Source organism: Streptomyces kanasensis, from assembly GCF_043077165.1.
In the GTDB taxonomy this organism is placed as follows: Bacteria; Actinomycetota; Actinomycetes; order Streptomycetales; family Streptomycetaceae; genus Streptomyces; species Streptomyces changanensis.
Window position 1 is genome coordinate 466,406 of record NZ_JBIBSF010000002.1, and the last position, 22,529, is coordinate 488,934.

At 71.0% G+C, this 22,529-nt stretch carries 11 protein-coding genes and 1 pseudogene; 11 read left to right on the forward strand and 1 reads right to left on the reverse strand.

Features of this window, described 5'->3' with window-relative positions; all coding sequences use genetic code 11:
• Positions 1 to 64 precede the first annotated feature (64 nt).
• Together ACF053_RS07275 and ACF053_RS07280 are read left to right on the forward strand one after the other, a co-directional pair.
• On the forward strand, positions 65 to 7,012 hold the full coding sequence (locus ACF053_RS07275; protein WP_391952952.1) for an RHS repeat-associated core domain-containing protein: 6,948 nt from the start codon (positions 65 to 67) through the stop codon (positions 7,010 to 7,012).
• A 2-nt stretch (positions 7,013 to 7,014) separates the two neighbouring features.
• Complete coding sequence (locus tag ACF053_RS07280; protein ID WP_206283129.1) at positions 7,015 to 7,434, forward strand: Imm10 family immunity protein; 420 nt, start codon at positions 7,015 to 7,017, stop codon at positions 7,432 to 7,434.
• A 127-nt stretch (positions 7,435 to 7,561) separates the two neighbouring features.
• Here the strand turns inward: ACF053_RS07280 and ACF053_RS07285 are convergent.
• A pseudogene (locus ACF053_RS07285) lies at positions 7,562 to 8,713 on the reverse strand (tyrosine-type recombinase/integrase); the annotation flags it as partial.
• An 806-nt stretch (positions 8,714 to 9,519) separates the two neighbouring features.
• On the opposite strand from ACF053_RS07285, the gene rplU reads away from it, so the two are divergent.
• The 9 genes from rplU (at position 9,520) to ACF053_RS07330 (ending at position 22,467) form a co-directional block, all read left to right on the forward strand.
• Positions 9,520 to 9,840, forward strand: a complete 321-nt coding sequence (gene rplU, locus ACF053_RS07290; RefSeq protein ID WP_023588745.1) for a 50S ribosomal protein L21 — start codon at positions 9,520 to 9,522, stop codon at positions 9,838 to 9,840.
• Positions 9,841 to 9,854: 14 nt separating this feature from the next.
• Positions 9,855 to 10,109 (forward strand): 50S ribosomal protein L27, encoded by a 255-nt coding sequence (gene rpmA, locus ACF053_RS07295; RefSeq protein WP_010476314.1) that lies wholly within the window; start codon positions 9,855 to 9,857, stop codon positions 10,107 to 10,109.
• A 129-nt stretch (positions 10,110 to 10,238) separates the two neighbouring features.
• The gene (obgE, locus tag ACF053_RS07300; RefSeq protein WP_391952954.1) at positions 10,239 to 11,675 is read left to right on the forward strand and encodes a GTPase ObgE; all 1,437 of its coding nucleotides are present in this window, start codon (positions 10,239 to 10,241) and stop codon (positions 11,673 to 11,675) included.
• A 372-nt stretch (positions 11,676 to 12,047) separates the two neighbouring features.
• Positions 12,048 to 14,363 carry a glycosyltransferase family 4 protein gene (locus ACF053_RS07305; protein ID WP_391952955.1) on the forward strand — a complete coding sequence of 772 codons (2,316 nt, stop codon included), beginning with the start codon at positions 12,048 to 12,050 and terminating at the stop codon, positions 14,361 to 14,363.
• 290 nt (positions 14,364 to 14,653) lie between these two features.
• Positions 14,654 to 16,165, forward strand: a complete 1,512-nt coding sequence (locus ACF053_RS07310) for an SDR family NAD(P)-dependent oxidoreductase (protein WP_391952956.1) — start codon at positions 14,654 to 14,656, stop codon at positions 16,163 to 16,165.
• Positions 16,166 to 16,318: 153 nt separating this feature from the next.
• Positions 16,319 to 18,541, forward strand: a complete 2,223-nt coding sequence (locus tag ACF053_RS07315; RefSeq protein WP_391952957.1) for a hypothetical protein — start codon at positions 16,319 to 16,321, stop codon at positions 18,539 to 18,541.
• 401 nt (positions 18,542 to 18,942) lie between these two features.
• On the forward strand, positions 18,943 to 20,058 hold the full coding sequence (gene proB, locus ACF053_RS07320) for a glutamate 5-kinase (RefSeq protein WP_391953201.1): 1,116 nt from the start codon (positions 18,943 to 18,945) through the stop codon (positions 20,056 to 20,058).
• 122 nt (positions 20,059 to 20,180) lie between these two features.
• Positions 20,181 to 20,696 carry a hypothetical protein gene (locus ACF053_RS07325; protein ID WP_391952958.1) on the forward strand — a complete coding sequence of 172 codons (516 nt, stop codon included), beginning with the start codon at positions 20,181 to 20,183 and terminating at the stop codon, positions 20,694 to 20,696.
• Between the two features lie 469 nt (positions 20,697 to 21,165).
• Entirely contained in the window at positions 21,166 to 22,467 is a 1,302-nt protein-coding gene (locus tag ACF053_RS07330; RefSeq protein ID WP_391952959.1) for a glutamate-5-semialdehyde dehydrogenase, read from the forward strand.
• Positions 22,468 to 22,529 lie beyond the last annotated feature (62 nt).

Here is a 22,529-nt window from a genome sequence, read left to right on the forward strand (position 1 = left end):
GCCGGCGTGCGGCGGCACACCCGCCCGCGGACCGCTCTTCCAACGACCTCCCGGAGATCTTCTGATGTCCCTTCGTGGCCGCTCGTTGCGGCACCGGTTGCCGAGGCGGTCACTGACCGCGACCGCGCTCGGCCTCACTCTCGCGCTGACCGGATCCACCGTCCAGGCCGTCGCCCGGACCGATGACACGGCGTGGGCCCGCCCAAGCGTCCAGGACTTCGGCGATCCGGTCGACGGCACCGACGCGAAAGCCGCTCCGCGCCCACCCGACCCGGCTCGCCAGACCGCGATCGGCAGGCTCGACGCGGCGACGTGGCCGAAGCAGGGCAGTGCGGCCATACCTGTCACGGCACCCGGCGCGAGCAAGCCGCTCACGGGCAGACCGGGCGGTCTGCCCGTGTCCGTCGCGGCGCTCGACCGCCCCGCCGCCAAGGCCACGGACAGCTCCGCCGCGCCCTCCTCCGGAGCACCGGTAGACGCACCCGGCAAGGTGGACGTGGCCGTCCTCGACCCGGCCCGAGCAGCCACCCTGGGAGTGAGCACCCTCATCCGGGTGGCGCGGGCCGATGACGGCGAGAAGGCTGCCAAGGTCCGCATCACCGTCGACTACTCGTCCTTCGCCGAGGGGTACGGAGGCGGTTACGGCTCCCGGCTGCACCTCGTCCAGCTTCCGGCCTGCGCCGCGTACGCCACACCCGGCTCCAAGGCTTGTCCCGAGACACCCAAGCCGCTGCCGACCGTGAACGACGCGGAGCACCGCACCCTGGCGGCCGACGTCACGGCCGCTCCCGGTACCACTGGTACCACCACCATGGCGGTCGCGGGCACCCCGCTGATCGCCGTGTCCTCCGGACCGGCCTCGGCGCAAGGGACCTTCAAGGCGACGGCCCTCGCCCCCTCGGCGAGTTGGAACGTCTCCCCGTCGTCGGGCGGCTTCTCGTGGAGCTATCCGCTCCGTACGGTGCCGACCCCGGGCGGTCAGGTGCCGAGCCTGGGCCTGAGCTACTCGTCCCAGTCCGCCGACGGACGCACCGCGGCGACGAACAACCAGGGCTCCTGGATCGGCGAGGGCTTCTCCTACGAACCCGGGTACATCGAGCGCCGCTACAAGCCCTGCGCCGACGACGGACACGCCGGCTCCGGTGAGCAGTGCTGGGCGTTCGACAACGCCACCATCCTCCTCAACGGCAGCGCCACCGAGCTCGTCAAGGACGACAAGACCGGCCGCTGGCACTTGGCCTCGGACGAAGGCTCCAGGGTCGAGAAGCTCACCGACACCACGAACGGGGACAACGACAACGAGTACTGGCGCGTCACCACCACCGACGGCACCGAGTACTACTTCGGACGGAACCGGCTCCCCGGCTGGGCCGCAGGCAACGAGGAGACCGCCTCCGCCTGGACGGTCCCCGTCTTCGGTGACGACGCCGGCGAGCCGTGCCACAACGCCACCTTCACCAGCGCCCACTGCAAGCAGGCGTGGCGTTGGAACCTCGACTACGTCAAGGACACCCACGGCAACGTGATGTCCTACTACTACCAGCCCGAGACGAACCACTACGCCCTCAACGGCAAGACGGACGTCAACGGCACCCCCTACCACCGCGGCGGCTACCTCAAGCGCATCGACTACGGCCAGCGGGACGGGGCGGTCTACGCGGCGAAGGCTCCTGCCCGTGTCGCCTTCACCACCGCCGAGCGCTGCCTCCCGACGACCGCTTTCGACTGTGCCGAGGCCAAACGCACCAAGACGAACGCGGCCCACTGGCCCGACGTCCCGGTCGACCAGGAGTGCAAGACCGGTACGAAGTGCACCGTCGGCCAGACCTTCTGGACGACGAAGCGCCTGACCGGCATCACCACCCAGATGCGCAAGGACGCCACCACCTACCAGGATGTGGACGCCTGGACCCTCACGCACCTCTTCCTCGACAACGGGGACGACTCCAAGACGCTGTGGCTGTCGAAGCTCGGGCACGAGGGGCGTGTCGGCGCACCGCTCAAGGTGCCCTCCGTGGAACTCGTCGGCGAGCAGCTGATCAACCGCGTCGACGCGGTCGGTGACAACATCGCCCCGTTCCACCGTCCACGTCTGGCCACCGTACTGAGCGAGACGGGCGCCCAGCTCGACGTCAACTACGCGCCCACCGAGTGCACCGCGGGCGCCCTGCCGGCACCGGGGTCCTCGACGAAGCGCTGCTACCCGGTGAAATGGTCACCGCCCGGCACGATCGAGCCGATCACGGACTGGTTCCACAAGTACGCCGTCGCCGAGATCATCGAAACGGACCGCACCGGTGGCGGCGACAGCAACGTCACCCGCTACGACTACACCCGAGGCAAGGGGGCCTGGCGCAAGGCCGAGCCCGACGGCATCACCGACGCCAAGTTCCTGACGTGGGGAAGCTGGCAGGGGTACGACAAGGTCACGGTCACCAGCGGTACCGCCGCGCAGCAGAAGACCCGCATCGACTACACGTACATGCAGGGCATGGACGGCGACGAGGCACCTGACGGAGGTACGCGCTCCGCGGACGTCACCGACTCCACCAAGACCGTCCACACCGACGCCGAGGAGTTCGCGGGCCACGAACTGGAGTCCGCAACGTGGGCGGGAGGAAAGATCGTCGCAAGGGCGATCAACGTCCCGTGGAAGCATCACACCGCGACGGAGACCAAGAGCTGGGGAACCAGGCGCGCCGCGATCGTGCGAACGCAGGTCGGCCGAGGGTTCAACCTGCTGTCCGACGGGACGTGGCGGGAGACGAAGTCGACGACCACGTACGAGACGTCGAACGCGACGGGCCGGACCACGCTGGTCGACGACCAGGGAGACGTGTCCACTCCGTCCGACGACACCTGCACGCGCCTGTGGTACGCGGACAACCCGACCGAGCACATCCTGTCCCTGCCCTACCGAAGCGAGGTCGTCGGTGTCGGCTGCGGCGCGACACCCGACCGCAGGACGCAGGTCCATGCCGATGAGCGCACCGCGTACGACGGAGGGGACTTCGGGGACGCGCCCAAAGCCGGTGACGTGACGAAGACCGACCGCCTCGTCTCGCACAGTGGCACGGCCGCGACCTACGCCGTCACGGGCACGACCACGTACGACGCCTTCGGCCGCCCCCTGCTGCAGACCGACCCGGTGGGTGCGCAGACCAAGACCGAGTACACCCACACCAACGACCTGACCTCGCGGACCCGGACGACCAACGCGTTGGGTCACGTCACCACCCGTGACTTCGCACCGGCCTGGGGAGCGTCGTCGGGCGAGAGCGACGCGAACGGTCGACGGACCGACTTCGCCTACGACGGCCTCGGACGCCTCACGTCCGTGTGGCCGGCCGACCGGCCGAAGCCCGAGACGCCGAGCATCACGTACTCGTACGACGTCCGCCAGGACAAGACCGTCGTCATCAGGACCCAGAAGATCGACCACCAGGGCAAGTACGGCACGGAGTACGAGCACTTCGACAGCCTCCTGCGGCCCCGTCAGATGCAGACCGAGGGGCCGGACGGCACCCGGATGGTGGCCGACATCTTCTACGGCCCGGCCGGGCAGACGAAGAAGACCCACGCCACCTACCGTGCCGCCGGCCTGCCGTCGAACGAGTTGCTGCTCGTCCACAACGGGGAGGTCGGAGCACAGACGCTCTTCGAGCACGATGGCCTCGGCCGCCAGACAGCGGAGATCCACGCCTACGCCGGGTTCGAACAGTGGCGCACGACGACGCGGTACGACGGCGAGCGCACCCACACCGATCCGCCGACCGGCGGGACGGCCACGACCACGATCAAGGACCGGCAGGGCAGGACGTCCGCGGTGTGGCACTACCGCGGTGACAACCCGGACGCCTTGCTCGGCTACGACACCACGACGTACGACTACACCCCCGTCGGTCACCTCAAGACGGTCACGGACGCCAAGGGGAACTCCTGGCACTACGAGTACGACCAGCTGGGGCGCAAGACGCGGAGCACCGACCCGGACGCCGGCACCACGACGACGGCCTACGACGCCATGGACCGGCCCGTCTCCGTCACCGATGCTCGGGGCAGGAAGACGTCCACCGTCTACGACAAGCTGGGCCGGGTCGAGACGACCTGGCGGGGAGAGCCGCTCACCGGAACGAAGCTCACGGAGACGCGGTACGACAAGGCAGGGTGGCTCGGTGAGGCGTACGCCTCGTTGAGCTATGTCTCCCCCGACGAGTACTTCGCTTCCCGTGTGCAGTCGATGGACGCCCTCTACCGTCCGCTGCAGACCTCCTACATCGTGCCGGCATCGCAGGGCGCCCTGGCCGGTACCTACACCTTCTCCTCGTCGTACAACCGTGACGGCACCCTCCAGTCCTCGGGCCACCCGGCGGCCGGGAAACTGCCTTCGGAGAACGTCGTCTACGGGTACGACCACCTTCAGCGGCCCACATCGATGGCGGGTTACGTAGCCGACACGCGCTACTCGGGCCGCAGCCAGGTGCAGCAGCTGGAGCTCTTCACCGGATCGGGCAAGAAGGTGTTCCTCGGCTTCGACTACGAGAAGGGGACCGACCGCCTCGTCCGCTCCACCGTGAACGTCCAGGGGATCGCGTCGCCGCTGGTGAAGGAGGTGAGCTACTCCTACGACCAGGCGGGCAACGTCCTGTCGACCTCGGACGTGGCGAACCCGTCCGCACCCGACGTCCAGTGCTTCCGCTACGACGGCCGCCAGCGACTGGCGTCGGCATGGACCCCGGCCGCCACACGGGAGAGCGCCTCCGGCGCCGGCACCGTCGGATCGGCCGCCCCCGTCAGCGGCTCCGTACCGGCGGCGTGCGAGCCCGCGCCCGGGTCGGGCCCCCTCGGCGGCCCGGCCCCGTACTGGAAGTCGTACGCCACCGACGCCATCGGCAACCGCACGTCGGAGACGGTGCACGACACCTCTCTGAACGCGTCGAAGAACGTCACCCGCACCTACACCTACGGTGCGGCGGGAGCGGCCGGCGACGGCCCGCACCAGCTCACGAAGGTCGTCGAGAACACCCCGACGGGCGACCGGCAGTCGACGTACGAGTACGACGCGGCCGGGAACACCACCAAGCGGGTCATCGGGGGCGACGCCCAGACCCTCGACTGGGACGACCGGGGGAGACTGGCCAAGGCGACGAAAGCCAACGGCGAGGAGACCAGCTACCTCTACGACGCAGGCGGCAACCGCGTCCAGCGCAAGGACCCCACCGGCACGACGGTGTATCTGCCCGGCATGGAGCTGAAGCTCTCCGCCGACGGAACCAAGACCGAGGCCACCCGCTACTACACGTTCGCGGGCCAGACGGTCGCGGTCCGCACCGACGACAACAAGGTCTCCTTCATCGCCGCGGATCACCACGGCACAGGCGAGGTGGCGATCGACGCCGCGACGGGGGCGGTCTCCCAACGCCGCTTCGACCCGTACGGCGTCGAGCGGGGCAGCGCCACAGGCACATGGCCCGGCGAGAAGGGCTACGTCGGCGGGACGATCGACAAGTCGACGGGCCTCACACACCTCGGTGCCCGCGAATACGACCCCACCCTCGGGAAGTTCATCTCGGTCGACCCGCTCATCGACCATACGCAGCCGCAGCAGATGAACGGCTACGCCTACGCGAACAACAGCCCCGTGACGCTGTCGGACCCGAGTGGGCTGGCTCCCGCCGAGTGCATGACCGGCGAGATCCAGTGCCGTGGCGGAAAGCCGATACCGCCACCGAAGAAGCCCGGTGCCGTACAGCAGGCGCAGTCGCACGTGGATGTCGCCACCTCGGACGTGGGCAGGGCGGAGACCCAGCTTTCCGACGCCAGGAATCAGATCAAGTCCGCGGCGAAGAAACTGGTCAAGATCGTCGCTGACGAGTTGGGGGTCACGGCGGCGTTCGACTGCCTGTCCAGCGGGGACCTGGCCGCCTGCGGAGAGACGGCCCTGAACATCGCGGGAAGTTTCGTCGGCGGGCTGGCCGGCAAGTTCGTCGCGAAGTACTGGTACAGACCCGGTCAGGCCATCGACCTGGGCAAGACGGTCGTCGGTCTCCTGGACGAGATGTGGGACGGCTACAACAAGTGGAAGGAATCCAGCTCCGCAGTACGAAAATCGAAAGAGGTCCTGACCAAGGCGAAAGCCCAGTTGGAAAAGGCGAAGCGAAGCCAGGCGAAGGAGCAGGGCTCCTGCCCGGTTCCGCACAGCTTCCTGCCCGGCACGGGCGTGCTCCTGGCCGACGGAACGACCAAGCCCATCGAGGACGTGGAACTCGGCGACCAGGTCGTCGTCACGGACCCCGACACCGGCGAGACCACGGTCCGCGAGGTGGCCGGCACCATCGTCACCGAGGACGACAAGCAGTTCGTCGACCTGCTGATCGCCGGTGAGTCGGCGGCAGCGGAGAAGCTGGTCTCCACCACGACCCACCCCTTCTGGGTGGCATCCGAGAAGCGCTGGATCGAAGCCGGCGACCTGAAGCGCGGCATGACCCTCCGCACCGCCGACGGCGACCTGGTCACAGTCGAGCACACACGCCAGTTCGAAAAGCGCCAGCGCACCCACGACCTGACCATTACCAGTATCCACACGTACTATGTGCTGGCGGGGGCCACTCCCGTACTCGTTCATAACACCGGCGGCAGCGGCCACATGTGCGATATCACCGCGACAGCTCCTGACGGGAGCACGCGTGTCGATGTGAAGCTGGAGAGCGGTGACATGACTCCGGAGGAGGCTGCTCTCGGCTATCCCAATAATTCCGCTTTCACGCACACGGAGCACCGGTTCTCGCGTATGGCAGGTGCCTCTACAGGACCGAAGGTCTCGCTTCCGAACGATCCGTTCGCTGGTAAGTACCCGTTGAGTCCTGGTGACGCGGTGACGATGCAAGGCCAGCTTCCGCCCTGCTCAAGGTGTAAGGGAGCAATGAACCGCATGGTCCGGGAATTGGGAGTGACGGTTACGTATACATGGGACGGAGCCAAGGGCGCCGGAACGTGGAAGGCGAGGGGCTAAGGATGAGACTGACCGCCACAGAGGTCGGGTTCTTTGAGGACTACGAGGATGAGGAGGCCCTTGAAGTAGGCGTCAGCGGGATCGACGACGCTGGCGTTCGGAGATCATTCTCGATCCAGCGATCCACCTATGAGCCGGACGAGCAGGAAGTGCAGTCTGGAATGGACTCCTACAACGTCTCGAACGAGCAGGGGTTCACGGTTTACGGCTGTCTGCGGCGTGTGCAGCTTAACGGCACGCTGCTGGCCCTGGAGTTCACAACTGAAGACGCGGAGATTCTTGAAACCTCGGCTGTCGTGGAAGTGGACCTGCGTGATTCGGGAGTCGATATTGCGAGCCTGTCCACGAAACTAAGTGAGATCTTGGACTGGGGGGCCCGCGAGAAGCGGCCAGAACTGGTCGGGCTGAACGTTTCCGAGTAGCCTTCTCGTGGGCGATTTCCTCGCCTTACGCTGACGCTGGCCGTTCAGATCAATGCATATGGGCCCCGCCCGGAAGAACACCCGGGCGGGGCCCATATGGCGTTTGACGGCAACGCTGACGGCAACGTCAGCGGACGACTGCTGTCGAGGGCGGATCGTCTGGGGCGTCGGTTGTGCCCAGGGCGTGGCCCAGGGTGTCGATGGCTTGGCGTTGGAGGCGGAGTCGTACGTGGGCGTAGACGCCGGCGGTGACGCCGATGTGGGCGTGGCCCAACAGCTCCTTGATCACGACGAGTTCGACGCCCTGTTCCAGGAGGAGGGTGGCGGTCGAGTGCCTGAGGTCGTGGAAGCGGATGCGGCGGAGGCCGGCCTTGCGGAAAAGCGCGGTGAAGGCGCGGGTGAGGTTGGCCGGGTCGATCGATCCGCCCTGCGCAGTGGTGAAGACGTGCCCGTTGGGCTGCCACGCGGTGCCTGCTGCCTCGCGCTCGTGTTGCTGCTGTTCGTGGTGGAGCTTCAGAAACTGGACGCAGCGGGTGGGTAGGGCGATGCGGCGTTCGGAGGCCCGGGTCTTGGTGGGCAGCGTGGTGAGTCCGCCCCTGCTGGTGCGCTGCAAGGTACGGCGGATGGCGGCAGTACCAGCGTCGAGGTCGAGGTCTTCCCAGTGCAGGCCGAGGAGTTCGCCCTTGCGGAGTCCGGTGTGGAGGGCGAGTTCGAACAGCGCGTGCAACCGGTGTCCGCGCGTGGCCGCGAGGAATTGGCGGGCCTCGTCGGCGGTGAGGGGTTCGAAGCGGCGGGGTCGTGAGGTGCCGGTGCGGACGTTGCGGGCGACGTTGCGCGGGATCTCTTCCTCGCGGACGGCGTGATCCAGGGCGGACTTGAGGACGAAGTGAATGTAGGTGAGCGCCAGCGGGGAGAGCAGTTCGTGGCAGCACTGGCCGGCGGCGCAGCAGCGGGGTTGGTCGCGCCGGGCTTCAATGCCGCGGGTGCAGCACTGGCAGGTGGTGCGGAGCTGGTTGAGCCAGGTGCGGACGTCCTTGGCGGTGAGCTTGGTGAGCTTCTTCTTGCCGAGGCCGGAAACGAGGTGCCGGTGTTCGCAGGCGGTGTAGCGGGTGTGGGTGTTCTCGCGGAGGTCGTGTACGGCGACGCTCTCCAGCCAGTACGTCAGGTACGCGGCCACGCTGCCCTGCGCGGACGGGACGGGGACGCCGCGCTTGCTGGCGGCGATCTTCTCGGTGAGCTTGGCCAGGGCCTCTTTGCGCGCGGTGCCGTAGACGGCGGGGCATCGCCTCGGGGTGGTGATAAGTGCGACGTCATGCACCGGCTGCCACCTCCTGCTCGCGGGTCGGGATGCCCGCTGATGAGTGCGGCGAGGCGTTCGAGGTCCGGAATGAGGCCTGTGCCGTCGAGGCCCCCGGGGGTAATGACGAGCAGAAGGCCGACTCATTCACGGAGCTGCGGTGCGCCCCGGCGGAGTTTCCGGGCGGGATGGCAGCAACGTCATCGGGCGAGGCGAATGGGGTGCGGGGAGCGGTTCGTCGCTCTCGTCGTTGACCGTCTCGGTGCCGTCACCCCGGTCCTGCCGCCTCGTGTCTCGTTCCTTGCGTTCATCAGGGGCGGAGGCATACGACAGGAAGGGCGGTGGCGGGTTCCGACGCCCCGGTTCCGGTTGCAAGCCGGTGAGTCCGCAGGTCCCTGCCCGCTGGGGGGGGACTGTGGCTCGGCAGCGGTCCTGTGGGGCAGTCGAGGGTGCCCCCATAGAGGGGACCGCCTTCCGCAGGAGTGCCCGGTGCCGGGTGCCGGGTGCCGGGTGCGTCGTGCCGGATGCGGCTGGGCCGGGGAGTGGCCCGCGGGGGAGGGGCGTGGGGCGCCGGCGGTCGGGGGTGCGGGCGTCAAGGTCGGTTTGACCCCGGCGGGGACGGATCGTAGTCTTGACCGTCGGCGTGTTTCCATGCGCGCCAGCTCCTGAGCACCTTCCCTCCCTGCTCCGGTCGGGAGAGGCCGTTCCAACCATCCGGTTCAGTCGCGGGCCCCGGCCCGTGCGGACGGCTGGCGTCAGGGGTTTCCGTAACGAGCGAGGAGAGATCCGTGTACGCCATCGTGCGCAGCGGTGGTCGCCAGCACAAGGTTGCTGTCGGCGACATCGTTGAGGTTGACAAGATTTCCACTGCCAAGGTTGGCGACACGGTCGAGCTCTCGACCCTGCTCGTTGTCGACGGCGACTCCGTGACCAGCGACCCGTGGGTCCTGGCCGGCATCAAGGTCGAGGCCGAGGTCGTGGACCACCACAAGGGCGCCAAGATCGACATCCTGCGCTACAAGAACAAGACCGGCTACCGCCGTCGCCAGGGCCACCGCCAGCAGTACACGGCGATCAAGGTCACGGCGATCCCGACGGCCGCGAAGTAAGGGACTGAGGAGACATGGCACACAAGAAGGGCGCATCGTCCACCCGGAACGGTCGCGACTCCAACGCTCAGCGGCTCGGCGTGAAGCGCTTCGGCGGTCAGGTCGTCAACGCCGGTGAGATCCTGGTCCGCCAGCGTGGCACGCACTTCCACCCCGGTGCGGGCGTCGGCCGTGGCGGCGACGACACGCTGTTCGCGCTGCAGGCCGGTTCGGTGCAGTTCGGCACCTTCCGTGGCCGCAAGGTCGTGAACATCGTCCCGGTCGCCTGACCGGACGCTTCGTGAGGGCGGGCCTCTCTTCCCGCACGGTGTACGCCGTGCGGGAAGAGGGTCCGCCTTTCGCTTGTTACTGCTGAGACACACGTACGTTCTTTCCGCACTGCTGGAGGCACCCCCACCATGACCACCTTCGTGGACCGCGTCGAGCTGCACGTCGCCGCGGGTAGCGGAGGCCACGGCTGTGCCTCCGTTCACCGGGAGAAGTTCAAGCCGCTCGGCGGCCCCGACGGCGGCAACGGCGGGCGGGGCGGCGACGTCATCCTCGTCGTCGACCAGTCCGTGACCACGCTGCTCGACTACCACCACTCGCCCCACCGCAAGGCGACCAACGGCAAGCCCGGCGAGGGCGGCAACCGCTCCGGCAAGGACGGCCAGGACCTGGTCCTGCCCGTACCCGACGGCACGGTCGTCCTGGACCGCGACGGCGAGGTCCTCGCGGACCTGGTCGGCCACGGCACCCGGTTCGTCGCCGCCCAGGGCGGCCGCGGCGGCCTCGGCAACGCGGCGCTCGCCTCCGCCCGCCGCAAGGCCCCCGGCTTCGCGCTGCTCGGCGAGCCCGGTGACCTCCAGGACATCGTCCTGGAGCTGAAGACCGTCGCCGACGTCGCACTCGTCGGCTACCCGAGCGCCGGCAAGTCCTCGCTGATCTCCGTGCTCTCCGCGGCGAAGCCGAAGATCGCGGACTACCCGTTCACCACCCTGGTGCCGAACCTCGGCGTCGTCACCGCCGGCTCCACCGTCTACACCATCGCCGACGTGCCCGGCCTCATCCCCGGCGCCAGCCAGGGCAAGGGCCTCGGCCTGGAGTTCCTGCGCCACGTCGAGCGGTGCAGCGTCCTCGTGCACGTCCTCGACACGGCCACGCTGGAGTCCGACCGCGACCCGGTCTCCGACCTCGACGTCATCGAGGAGGAGCTGCGGCAGTACGGCGGGCTCGACGACCGGCCGCGCATCGTCGTCCTCAACAAGGTCGACATCCCGGACGGCAAGGACCTCGCCGACATGATCCGCCCGGACCTGGAGGCACGCGGCTACCGCGTCTTCGAGGTGTCGGCCGTCGCGCACATGGGCCTCAAGGAGCTGTCGTTCGCGCTCGCCGAGATCGTCGGCACGGCGCGCGCCGCCAAGCCGAAGGAGGAGGCGACCCGCATCGTCATCCGTCCGAAGGCCGTCGACGACAGCGGCTTCACCGTCACCCGCGAGGAGGACGGCCTGTACCGGGTCCGCGGCGAGAAGCCGGAGCGCTGGGTGCGCCAGACCGACTTCAACAACGACGAGGCCGTCGGCTACCTCGCCGACCGCCTCAACCGCCTCGGCGTCGAGGACCAGCTGATGAAGGCCGGGGCCCGCGCGGGCGACGGCGTCGCCATCGGCCCCGAGGAGAACGCGGTCGTCTTCGACTGGGAGCCGACCATGATGGCCGGCGCCGAGATGCTCGGCCGCCGCGGTGAGGACCACCGCCTGGAGGCCCCGCGTCCGGCCGCCCAGCGCCGCAAGGACCGCCAGGCGGAGCACGACGAGGCCGAGCGCGAGTACGACGAGTTCAACCCGTTCTGACGGGCGGGGCGGGGCCGGCCTACCCGTGACGGAGGTCCGTCACGGGTCGCCGTCGGAGCTGCCGGGCCGTCGGAGCCGCCGGGCCCGCCCGCGACGGGTGGCGGCGGTCGTGGCCCGGGTTTCGTGGTCGCCGTTCGTCGTCGTACGTACGGAAACGGGCGGGGTCGCCACACGGCGGCCCCGCCCGCCGTCGTGCGCGGGACGGCGGGCGGGACGGGTGCGGCGCCGTGCGGCGGGTGTGCCGGGTCCGTCGGGCGCCGTCGCGGTGGCGGGCGGAAAATGGGCCCGACCTGCACAACCTTTCGGTTTCCGTCGCCGTCTAGCTTTCGGGGCGGCCTCGCAGCGCCCCCTTCGTACACACATGGGGCACCGGTGAAGATCTCTTTCCTCATTCACACCGTCTACGGGATAGGCGGCACCATCCGCACCACGCTCAACCTCGCGGAGGAGCTCGCGGACCGGCACGAGGTCGAGATCGTCTCCGTCTTCCGGCACCGCGACATCCCGCTCTTCACCATCGACCCGCGCATCACCGTGGTCCCCCTGATCGACACCCGCACCTCCTCGCCGACGAACGAGAAGGAGCACCCGGACCTCCTGGCGCCGTCCACGGCCTTCCCCCGCAACGAAGCGCGGTACAAGGAGTACGGCCGGCTCACCGACGAGCGGGTGCGCGCCCACTACGCCGGCTCCGACGCCGACGTCGTGATCGGCACCCGCCCGGGCCTCGTCGCGTACGTCGCCCGGTTCGCCCCGCGCGGCGCCGTGCTCATCGGTCAGGAGCACATGACGCACAACCACCACAAGCAGGCGCTGCGCGACGAGATGCGGCCCCACCTTGAGGCCCTCGACGCGTTCGTGACCGTCTCCGAGGGCGACGCCGCGGTGTGGCGGGAGCGGATGAGCCTGCCGGACACGCGGGTCCTGTGCATACCGAACAGCGTGCCCGAACCGATGGTCGCGCCCTCCGACCAGTCGGGCACCACCGTCGTCGCCGCCGGGCGCCTCTCCCGGGAGAAGCAGTACGAGGTGCTCGTGGAGGCGTTCGCGAAGGTCGCCGCCGTCCACCCCGAGTGGACCCTGCGCATCTGCGGCTGGGGCACCGAGCGGGAGAAGCTCCAGCGCCGCATCCAGGCGCTCGACCTGCACAACCACGTCTTCCTCATGGGACCGCGCTCGCCCATCGAGCCGGAGTGGGTCAAGGGCGCGGTCGCCGTCTCCACCTCGCGGCACGAGTCGTTCGGCATGACCCTGGTCGAGTCGATGCGCTGCGGCGTCCCGATGGTCAGCACGGACTGCGACTACGGCCCGCGCGAGATCATCCGCGACGGCGAGGACGGCCTGCTCGTACCGGTCGGGGACGCCGACGCGGTGGCCGCCGCCCTGCTGCGGCTCATCGACGACGAGCCGCTGCGCCGGCGCATGGGCGAGGCGGCCCGGCGCAACGCCCGCCGCTTCGACCCGTCGGCCATCGCCGAGCGGTACGCCGACCTGTTCGCCGAACTCGGCGCGGGGACCGGCGCAAGGGCGACCGGGGGCCGGGAGCTCGCGGCCGGTGAGGGGCCGGGTGCCGGGGCGGGCGAGGGGGCCGGTGCCGACTCCGGCGCCACGACGGACGCCGGGCAGGGCGCCACGACGGACGCCGGGGACGGCGCCACGGCGGACGCCGGGCAGGGCGCCACGGCGGACGCCGGGGACGGCGCCACGACGGACGCCGGGGACGGCGCCACGACGGACGCCGTCGCGTCCGGCGCCCCGAACGACGCCGGCCCCGGTGCCGCCACGGACACCACCCCGAAGACCCCCGCGGGCTCCGCCACCCCCGACGGCTTCGAGCCCGTCGCCGACTGCGTGGTCCGGCCCGACGGCTCCCTCGCCGTCACCCTGCTCGCCCCGCCCGCCGCGGCCGCCCGGTACGAGGGCCTGCGCCTGGTCGCCGTCCTGCAGGGCCGTACGCCCGTGGAGCGCTCCTGGGCGTTCGCGCCCGACGGCACGGTCACCGTCCCCGCGGGCGAGGATCTCGCCGAGGGCAACTGGGTGTGCCACGCCGAACACCCGGCGACGGGCACCCGCGCCCCCCTCACCGCCCGCGCCGTCGACCAGCGCGGAGCGCTGCGCCCCGCCGACCGCCTCGCCCCCGGTGACCCGGTGCGCCACCTCGTCCCGTACCGCCGCGCCCCCCGCCACCTGCTGGAGCTGCGCGCCTGGGCGCGGGCCGTGCACGCGGAGGCGGGCGACGTCGCGCTCGCCGACGACCACGTCACCGTCACCGGACGGCTCCTCGGCCCCGTCGAGCGGGTCGCCGAGCGACCGGAGCTCGTCCTGCGCCGCTACGACAGCCACGAGGAGTTCGCCGTCCCCGGCACCTGGCAGCCCGGGCACCGCTTCCGCGTGACCCTCCCGTGGGACGAGCCGGCCGCACGCCGCCACCGCGACCAGGACACCTGGGCGCTGTGGCTGCGGTACGCCGACGGCGAGCCGCCGGTGAAGGTCGCCCGCCTGCTCGACGACGTCGTCGCCAAGGCCGACGTGTTCACGTACCGCCCGGTCCGGCGGCACCGGCGGCGTCCGCTGCTCCTGCTGCGCCGCGTCGCCCGCCGCGTCCGTCGCCGCCCCCAGCTCATGACCGAGCTCACCCTCCGCTACGACGGCCACAACGCCCTGTACCTCAAGGTCACCGGCGCGTGAGCGGGCACCGGGAGAGCGGAGGGGCGGACCGTGGGCGCCTCCGAGCACACCAGGAGTGTGGTGGCTCCACACACCGTGATCGCGAAGGGCCCACACGCCGTCCCGAACCGCCGGTTCATGTGCGGTCCGTCACCACCCGTGTGTTTTCCCACCCCGCCAACACAGCTGGCCACACGGTGAACCACCGGTTGCCGGCAGGGGTCGACCCCGCCCGACCCGCCTTGCGAGACGGTCACGCAGGGTGCGACCATCAGCCCGTTCCCCGAGCCATAGCAAGGTAGGTCGTCCCTGTGTCTGCGCCTCCGTCCGCGCCTCGTGAAGCCAAGACCCGCACCACCGCCGTCGTCCTCGCCGGGGGCACGGGCCAGCGGGTGGGCCTCGCCATCCCGAAGCAGCTGCTGAAGATCGCGGGCAAGGCCGTCATCGAGCACACCCTCTCGATCTTCGAGCAGGCGGACAGCGTCGACGACGTGATCGTGCTGATGGCGCCGGGCTTCGTCCCCGACGTCGAGAAGATCGTCACCAAGGCCGGCCTGAGCAAGGTCACCCGGATCATCGAGGGCGGCGCCACGCGCAACGAGACCACCGAGCGCGCCATCCGCGCCCTCGGCGAGGGCCTCGCGGACGGCGAGGACCTGAACGTCCTCTTCCACGACGCCGTCCGACCCCTGCTGTCGCAGCGGGTGATCGAGGACTGCGTCGCCGCTCTCGACCGCTACCAGGCCGTGGACGTCGCCATCCCGTCCGCCGACACGATCATCGTGACGCGCACGCACGGCGAGGACGGCGAGTTCATCACCGACGTCCCGGACCGCTCGCGGCTGCGCCGCGGCCAGACCCCGCAGGCGTTCAAGCTCTCCACCATCCGCCGGGCCTACGAGATCGCGGCCGGCGACCCCAACTTCCAGGCCACCGACGACTGCTCCGTCGTCCTGCGCTACCTCCCCGACGTGCCGATCCACGTCGTCCCGGGCGACGAGTACAACATGAAGGTGACGCAGCCCGTCGACGTCTTCATCGCCGACAAGCTGTTCCAGCTCGCCTCCACCGCCGCCCCCGCCCAGGCCGACGAGGACGCCTACCGCGCCCTGCTCTCCGGCCGCACGCTCGTCGTCTTCGGCGGCTCGTACGGCATCGGCGCCGACATCGCCGCGCTCGCCGAACGGTACGGCGCGCGGGTCTACGCCCTCGGCCGCTCCACCACCGGCACCCACGTCGAGAACCCGCAGCACGTCGAGGACGCGCTGGCCACCGCGTACCGCGAGACCGGCCGCGTCGACTACGTCATCAACACGGCGGGCGTCCTGCGCATCGGCAAGCTCGCGGAAACCGACAACGACACCATTCAGGAAGCCCTGAACGTCAATTACCTGGCACCCGTCCAGATTGCCCGTGCTTCCTACAAGTACCTGGTGGAGACGAGGGGGCAACTCCTGCTCTACACCTCCTCCAGCTACACCCGCGGACGCGCCGAGTACAGCCTCTATTCGTCCACCAAGGCCGCCATGGTGAATCTCACCCAGGCGCTCGCCGACGAATGGGCCACCGACGGAATCCGCGTCAATTGCGTCAATCCCGAGCGCACCGCCACGCCCATGCGCACCCGGGCGTTCGGCCAGGAGCCCGCCGGATCCCTGCTCTCCTCCGAGGCCGTCGCCCGCACCTCCCTCGACGTCCTGCTCTCCGAACTCACCGGCCACGTCATCGACGTGCGCCAGCAGGACCCCACCCGCGCCGCGGGCGAGGCGTCCGGCTTCGAGCAGGCCCTCGCGGCCGTCCTGGACCGCCAGGAAGATGTGTAATACTCGCAGGATGTGAATTCCCGGGCCCCTGCATCACCGCGAGCATCGCGAATGCAGGGGCCCGAGCAGTGAAGTACCGGCGCAGTGAAGTACCGCCTTCACGGAACCAAGCCTTGTAAAACAACCGGCATCCCCGTCTGGAGCAGGTTCTACGTGATTTCGACCGTCATTCGACTGGCCCGCGTGGGCAGTCGGTCGGAGCTGGCCGCGGCAGTCCTCATGGGACTCGGTTACCCGGCCGTCATGCTCGCCGCGCTGATCCCGAACATCTGGCTGTTCGCGGCAGCCGGCGCCGTCACCTACGCCGCCGACTGGTACCTGCACCAGAAGAACAGCTACCTGGTCAACCGCCTCAACAGCGTCCGCGCCGGGCTGCCCATCCGCTTCCTGCTGCGGCAGTTGCTGCTCATCCTGCTCCTCGCCCGCGAGAACCTCGCCGAGCAGCCGGTGTTCTACGCGACGGTCGCGTGCTTCCTGCTCTTCTACGGCCTGCAGGCCCCGCACGGCGCGCTCGCCACCCTCATCAAGCTCCGCCGCACCATGCCGGTCGTCACCCGCAACGTCGACCTGCACGGCGTGCGCATCCCCGACGCCCCGCCGCGCACCCTGCTGCACCGCTCCGGCGAGAAGATGCTCCACCTCGACCTCCCCGCCGTGGTCGGCGTGGTCGCCGCCGTCGTCACCGGCCGCGCCGTCCCCGCCTACGCGGGTGTCGCCGCCACCCTCGGCCTGGGCGTCCTGTACATCCTGCTCCTCGCCCCGTACCTGCGCCGCAAGCGCCGCGTCCCCGGCACGGGCGCCGTCCTCAAGGCCGTCGACACCTGGCTGCGCGAGTACCAGCCCACCGTCGCCCTGTACTTCTCCGGCTCCGACGACTCGGCCTACCAGGTCAACATGTGGCTGGAGACCATGGAACAGGTCGACGGCCGGCCCATCGTCATCATGCGCGAGCCGAGCCTCGTCCCGAAGCTCGGCGACACCTGGGTGCCCATCCTGTGCATCCCCGGCGGACAGCACGTCATGGCCCGCGACTGGTCCACCGTGCGCGTCACGCTCTACCCGGCCAACGTCGGCAAGAACATCCACATGCTGCGCGTGCCGACCTCCAAGCACGTCTTCATCGGCCACGGCGACAGCGACAAGCTCGCCAGCGTCAACCCGTTCTCCAAGGTGTACGACGAGGTGTGGACCGCCGGCCGCGCCGGCCGCGACCGGTACGCCCTCGCCGACGTCGGCGTCCGCGACGAGGACATCGTCGAGGTCGGCCGCCCGCAGCTCGCGCCCATCCGCCGCTGGACGGGCGCACCCGCGAACCCCGTCCCGACCGTCCTGTACGCCCCCACCTGGGAGGGCTGGGACGGCAACCCCGGCAACACCTCCCTCCTCCGCGCCGGCGAGAACATCGTCCGACGCCTCCTGGACGCCGACCGGCCCGTCCGCGTCATCTACAAGCCCCACCCCTTCACCGGCCTCGTCGACAAGAAGGCCAAGGCCGTCGACGAACGCATCCGCAAGCTCGTCACCGACGCCGCCGCACAGCGCGCCACCGACCCGCGCTGGGCCGCCGAGGCCGCCGCCGCACAGGCCGGGCAGGCCGCCGCACGCGCCGAACTCCTGCGCATCGAGACCCGCCTGGCCGCCCTCGCCCGCCCCGGCCGCAAGGGCAGCGACGCCGCCGAGACCTCCCGCGTCTCCCTCGCCGACCCGCACCGCCTCGCCGAGGTCAAGCGCCTGCGCGCCGAGTGGAACGACGCCTACTGGCGCTCGGCCGGCTGGTGGGAGCACCGCGTCGTCACGGGTGCCGAACCGCGCCTCTACGACTGCTTCAACGAGGCCGACGCCATGGTCTCCGACATCTCCAGCGTCGTGTCCGACTTCATCGCCAGCGGCAAGCCGTACGCGGTGACCGACTCGGCGGAGCTCGGCCCGGACGAGTTCCGCCGCCAGAACACCGCCGTGCGCGCCGCCGTCATCCTCACCAACAGCGCCGCCGAACTCGACGAACTCCTCGCCGCCGTCGCCGACCCCGCCGCCGACCGGACGGCACGGGAACGGCGCGAGCTGAAGCAGTACCTGCTCGGCCCCGACGAGCCCACCTCCATGGAGCAGTTCGACGCCGCCCTGCGCGCCCTCACCGCCAAGGCCGAGGCCCGCAACGCCGGCGTCGCCCAGCGGCTCGCCGGACAGCACATCGGCGAGGTCGACCGCGAGGACGACGCCCCGCCGATCGGCACCCCCGACGACACCGCGACCGACCCCACCGACCCGGCCGACCACCCCGTCGCCGGCGCCCCCGGCAGGACCGGCGGCGGCGCGCTGGGCGTCCTCGTCGCGGAGGACGAGGACGACGCGGCGGAGACCACCTCGGTCGGCTGACCCCCACCCGCGGCGACGGCCCGTCCCCGCCCCCCGCCCGGGGCGGACACGGGCCGTCGGCGCCTCGGGCGGGACGCGGCGCACGGGGCCCGGGCGCCGGGGCGTCCGCGTGCCGGGTCCTCGGCACGTCGGGCCCTCGGTACGTCGTGCTCCTCGGTACGTCGGGCCCCACGGCGCCCCGGGTCGGGCGCGCAGGGCGTCGGAGCGCCTGCCTCCGACCCTCCGCCCCACCTCGGTGACCTGGCGCCTCACCGTGCCCCGGCCCGTCCCGAGACGGGTCCGGAGACGGACCGGAGACGGGTCCGGAGAGCTGTCCACGAACGTGTCCACCGGATGGAACGAACGCGCACCGACCACCCCGGCTGGCATAGATTCGCCCCGTGACAGTGGCAAGGCAGTTCGTGACGGAAGCCCGCAGGATCGTCGTCAAGGTCGGCTCGTCCTCCCTGACCACCGCCTCGGGCGGGCTCGACGCCGACCGGGTCGACGCCCTCGTCGACGTACTCGCCAAGGTCCGCGGTGACGCCCGGCGCGAGATCGTCCTCGTCTCGTCCGGCGCCATCGCCGCCGGCCTCGCCCCGCTCGGCCTCGACCGCCGCCCCAAGGACCTCGCCCGGCAGCAGGCCGCCGCCAGCGTCGGCCAGGGCCTCCTCGTCGCCCGCTACACCGCCTCCTTCGCCCGCTACGGCGTCCGCGTCGGGCAGATCCTCCTCACCAGCGACGACATGAGTCGCCGCGCCCACTACCGCAACGCCTACCGGACGCTCGAACAACTCCTCACCATGGGCGCCCTGCCCGTCGTCAACGAGAACGACACCGTCGCCACGGACGAGATCAGGTTCGGCGACAACGACCGGCTCGCCGCCCTCGTCGCCCACCTCGTCCGCGCCGACCTGCTGGTCCTCCTCTCCGACGTGGACGGCCTCTACGACGGCGACCCGAGCCGCCCCGGCACCACCCGCATCGCCGAGGTGAGCGGCCCCACGGACCTCGCCGGCATCGAGATCGGCTCCGCCGGGAAGGCCGGCGTCGGCACCGGCGGCATGGTCACCAAGGTCGAGGCCGCCCGCATCGCCGCCGCCGCCGGCATCCCCGTCGTGCTGACCTCGGCCAGCCGGGCCGCCGACGCCCTCGCCGGCCGCGACACCGGAACGTACTTCCACCGCACCGGCCGGCGCTCCGCCGGGCGCCTGCTGTGGCTGGCGCACGCCTCCGCCCCCCAGGGAGCCCTCACCCTCGACGAAGGCGCCGTCCGCGCCGTCGTACAGGGCCGGAAGTCCCTGCTCCCGGCCGGGATCGCCGCCGTCGAGGGCGACTTCGCCGCCGGCGACCCCGTCGAGCTGCGCGACCGCGACGGCCGGCCGGTCGCCCGCGGCCTCGTCAACTTCGACGCCAAGGAGGTCCCCCAGCTCCTGGGCCGCTCCACCAAGGAACTGGCGAAGGAACTCGGACCGGCGTACGAGCGGGAGGTCGTACACAGGGACGATCTCGTCGTCCTGCACCCCTGGAACGGCTGAAAGTCGGGTCAACCTCCGGAGAGCTTCCCCAAAACCGCCCCACGCTCCGCCCGGGGCTGGTCAACTTTGTCCGGGGGGTAAGTGGGGTGACAGCACGACAACGCATCAACAGGAGGCCGCCGGTGAGACGAGCGCGCCCAGGGGCCCTGCCCCGCGGGACGACCGAACGTGCCTTGACCAGTGTCGAGGCCGGGGCCGACTTCGACGACGCCGCCTTCCGGCCCGGAACCGGCACGACCACCGGCGCCGGGACCGGCACGGGCGCGGGAGCCGCTGACGGCACCCCCGACCGGCCGGTGTCCAAGCTGTGGCACATCACCCTCACCGTGTCCGGGCGGGAAGCCCCGCTGGACGAGGTCCGGCGGGCGCTGGAACAGCTCGCCCACGACCACCCCTTCCTGCTGACCAGCAGATACGCCACCGACCACGCCGAGATCCGGTACTGGGAGGAGGCCCGCGACCTGCACGACGCGGCAGCCGTGGCCCTGCGCCTGTGGGGCGAGCACCGCCAGAGCGCCAAGCTGCCGCCGTGGGAGATCGTCGGCCTGGAGGTCATCGACCGGGAGACCTACCACCAGCGCGTCGCCGAGGGGTACGGACCGCCGCCCGCCGCCCCCGTCGGCGTGCACCCGTACTGACACCGGCACCCGGAGCGGGCCCCCGCGGGTCGGGCGGCCCCGGTCCCGGCGCTCGCTTTCGGCCACGGTCGCGGACCAGGCCCGCGGCTCCGGTCCCGGTCCCGGTCCTGGCCCCGGCCCCGGCCGGGATTGCGGCCCGGACTGCGGCCGGTCCGGGTCCGCCCTGGGCCGGTACGTGGTGCGACCCGGCCCGGTGCCGTGTGATGCGGTGCGGTGCGTGGTGCGGTGCGGTCACGGCCCGGTTCCGTACCCGGCCCGGTACGGTTCCGCCCCGGGCGCGGTCCGGGCGCGACGCCCCGGTCGCGGCCCCGGCCCAGCGCGGGCACCGGGCCGCACGGCGCCGCCGCACCGCGGACAGCCCGGGGACACCGGCACCCTCCGTTCGTGACGGTCACCCCGGGTGTCTCGTACGGCGGGACGGAGCCGGACATATGTGGGGTGTCCGCGCCTGGCGCATTACCCTGCGGGCATGACCTCGCGATCCGCCTCCCCGTCCATGCACCCGTACGACGACATGTCGCCGGTGGCACAGGCCGCCTACCGGGCCCGCGCGGCCTCCGCCGACATCGCGCCGCTGCCGCGCGCGGCCAAGGACGACGCGCTGCTGGCCATGGCCGACGCCCTCGAAGTCCGCACCGCCGACATCGTGCGGGCGAACGCCGAGGACGTGGCCCGGGCCCGCGAGGCCGGCACCAGCGAGTCGGTCGTCGACCGTCTGACCCTCACCCCCGAGCGGGTGCGCGCCATCGCCGCGGACGTCCGGCACGTGGCGGGGCTGCCCGACCCGGTCGGCGAGGTCGTCCGCGGCTCGACCCTCCCCAACGGCCTCGACCTGCGGCAGGTGCGCGTCCCGCTCGGCGTCGTCGGCATCATCTACGAGGCCCGCCCGAACGTCACCGTCGACGCCGCCGCCCTCTGCCTCAAGGCCGGCAACGCCGTCCTGCTGCGCGGCTCCTCCTCCGCGTACGCCTCCAACACCGCCCTGGTGCGGGTCCTGCGCGACGCCATCGGCGGCGCCGGCCTCCCCGCCGACGCCGTGCAGCTCGTGCCGGGCGAGTCGCGCGACTCCGTCCGCGAGCTGATGCGCGCCCGCGGCCTGGTCGACGTCCTCATCCCGCGCGGCGGCGCCTCCCTGATCCGCACGGTCGTCGAGGAGTCCACCGTCCCCGTCATCGAGACGGGCACCGGCAACTGCCACGTGTACGTCGACGCCCAGGCCGACCTGGACATGGCCGTCGACATCCTCATCAACTCCAAGGCGCAGCGGGTCAGCGTGTGCAACGCCGCCGAGACCCTCCTCGTCCACCAGGACATCGCCGACCGGTTCCTGCCGCGCGCCCTGGAAGCCCTCGCCGAGGCGGGCGTCACCGTCCACGGCGACGAGCGGGTCCTCGCCCGGGCGGAAGGCTCCAAGGCCACCGTCGTCCCGGCCACCGCGGAGGACTGGGAGACCGAGTACCTCTCTCACGACATCGCCGCGGCCGTCGTCGACTCGCTGGACTCCGCCGTCGCCCACATCCGCCTGTGGACGTCCGGTCACACCGAGGCGATCGTCACCACGTCGCAGGCCGCCGCCCGCCGCTTCACCCAGCTGGTGGACTCCACGACGGTCGCCGTGAACGCCTCGACGCGCTTCACGGACGGTGGCCAGTTCGGGTACGGCGCGGAGATCGGCATCTCCACGCAGAAGCTCCACGCCCGCGGCCCCATGGGCCTGCCGGAGCTCACGTCGACCAAGTACATCGTCACCGGCGACGGTCACATCCGGTAACCGCCGCCTCTCCGCGCCCAGTCCTCCGGCTGGGGGAGCTTGCACGCTCTCCCTGCCGAAGG

Excerpts from the sequence above, each read along its gene's own strand:
- ACF053_RS07275 (WP_391952952.1), top strand. The coding sequence starts at position 65 with ATGTCCCTTCGTGGCCGCTCGTTGCGGCACCGGTTGCCGAGGCGGTCA.
- ACF053_RS07280 (WP_206283129.1), top strand. The coding sequence starts at position 7,015 with ATGAGACTGACCGCCACAGAGGTCGGGTTCTTTGAGGACTACGAGGAT.
- rpmA (WP_010476314.1), top strand. The coding sequence starts at position 9,855 with ATGGCACACAAGAAGGGCGCATCGTCCACCCGGAACGGTCGCGACTCC.
- obgE (WP_391952954.1), top strand. The coding sequence starts at position 10,239 with ATGACCACCTTCGTGGACCGCGTCGAGCTGCACGTCGCCGCGGGTAGC.
- ACF053_RS07330 (WP_391952959.1), top strand. The coding sequence starts at position 21,166 with ATGACCTCGCGATCCGCCTCCCCGTCCATGCACCCGTACGACGACATG.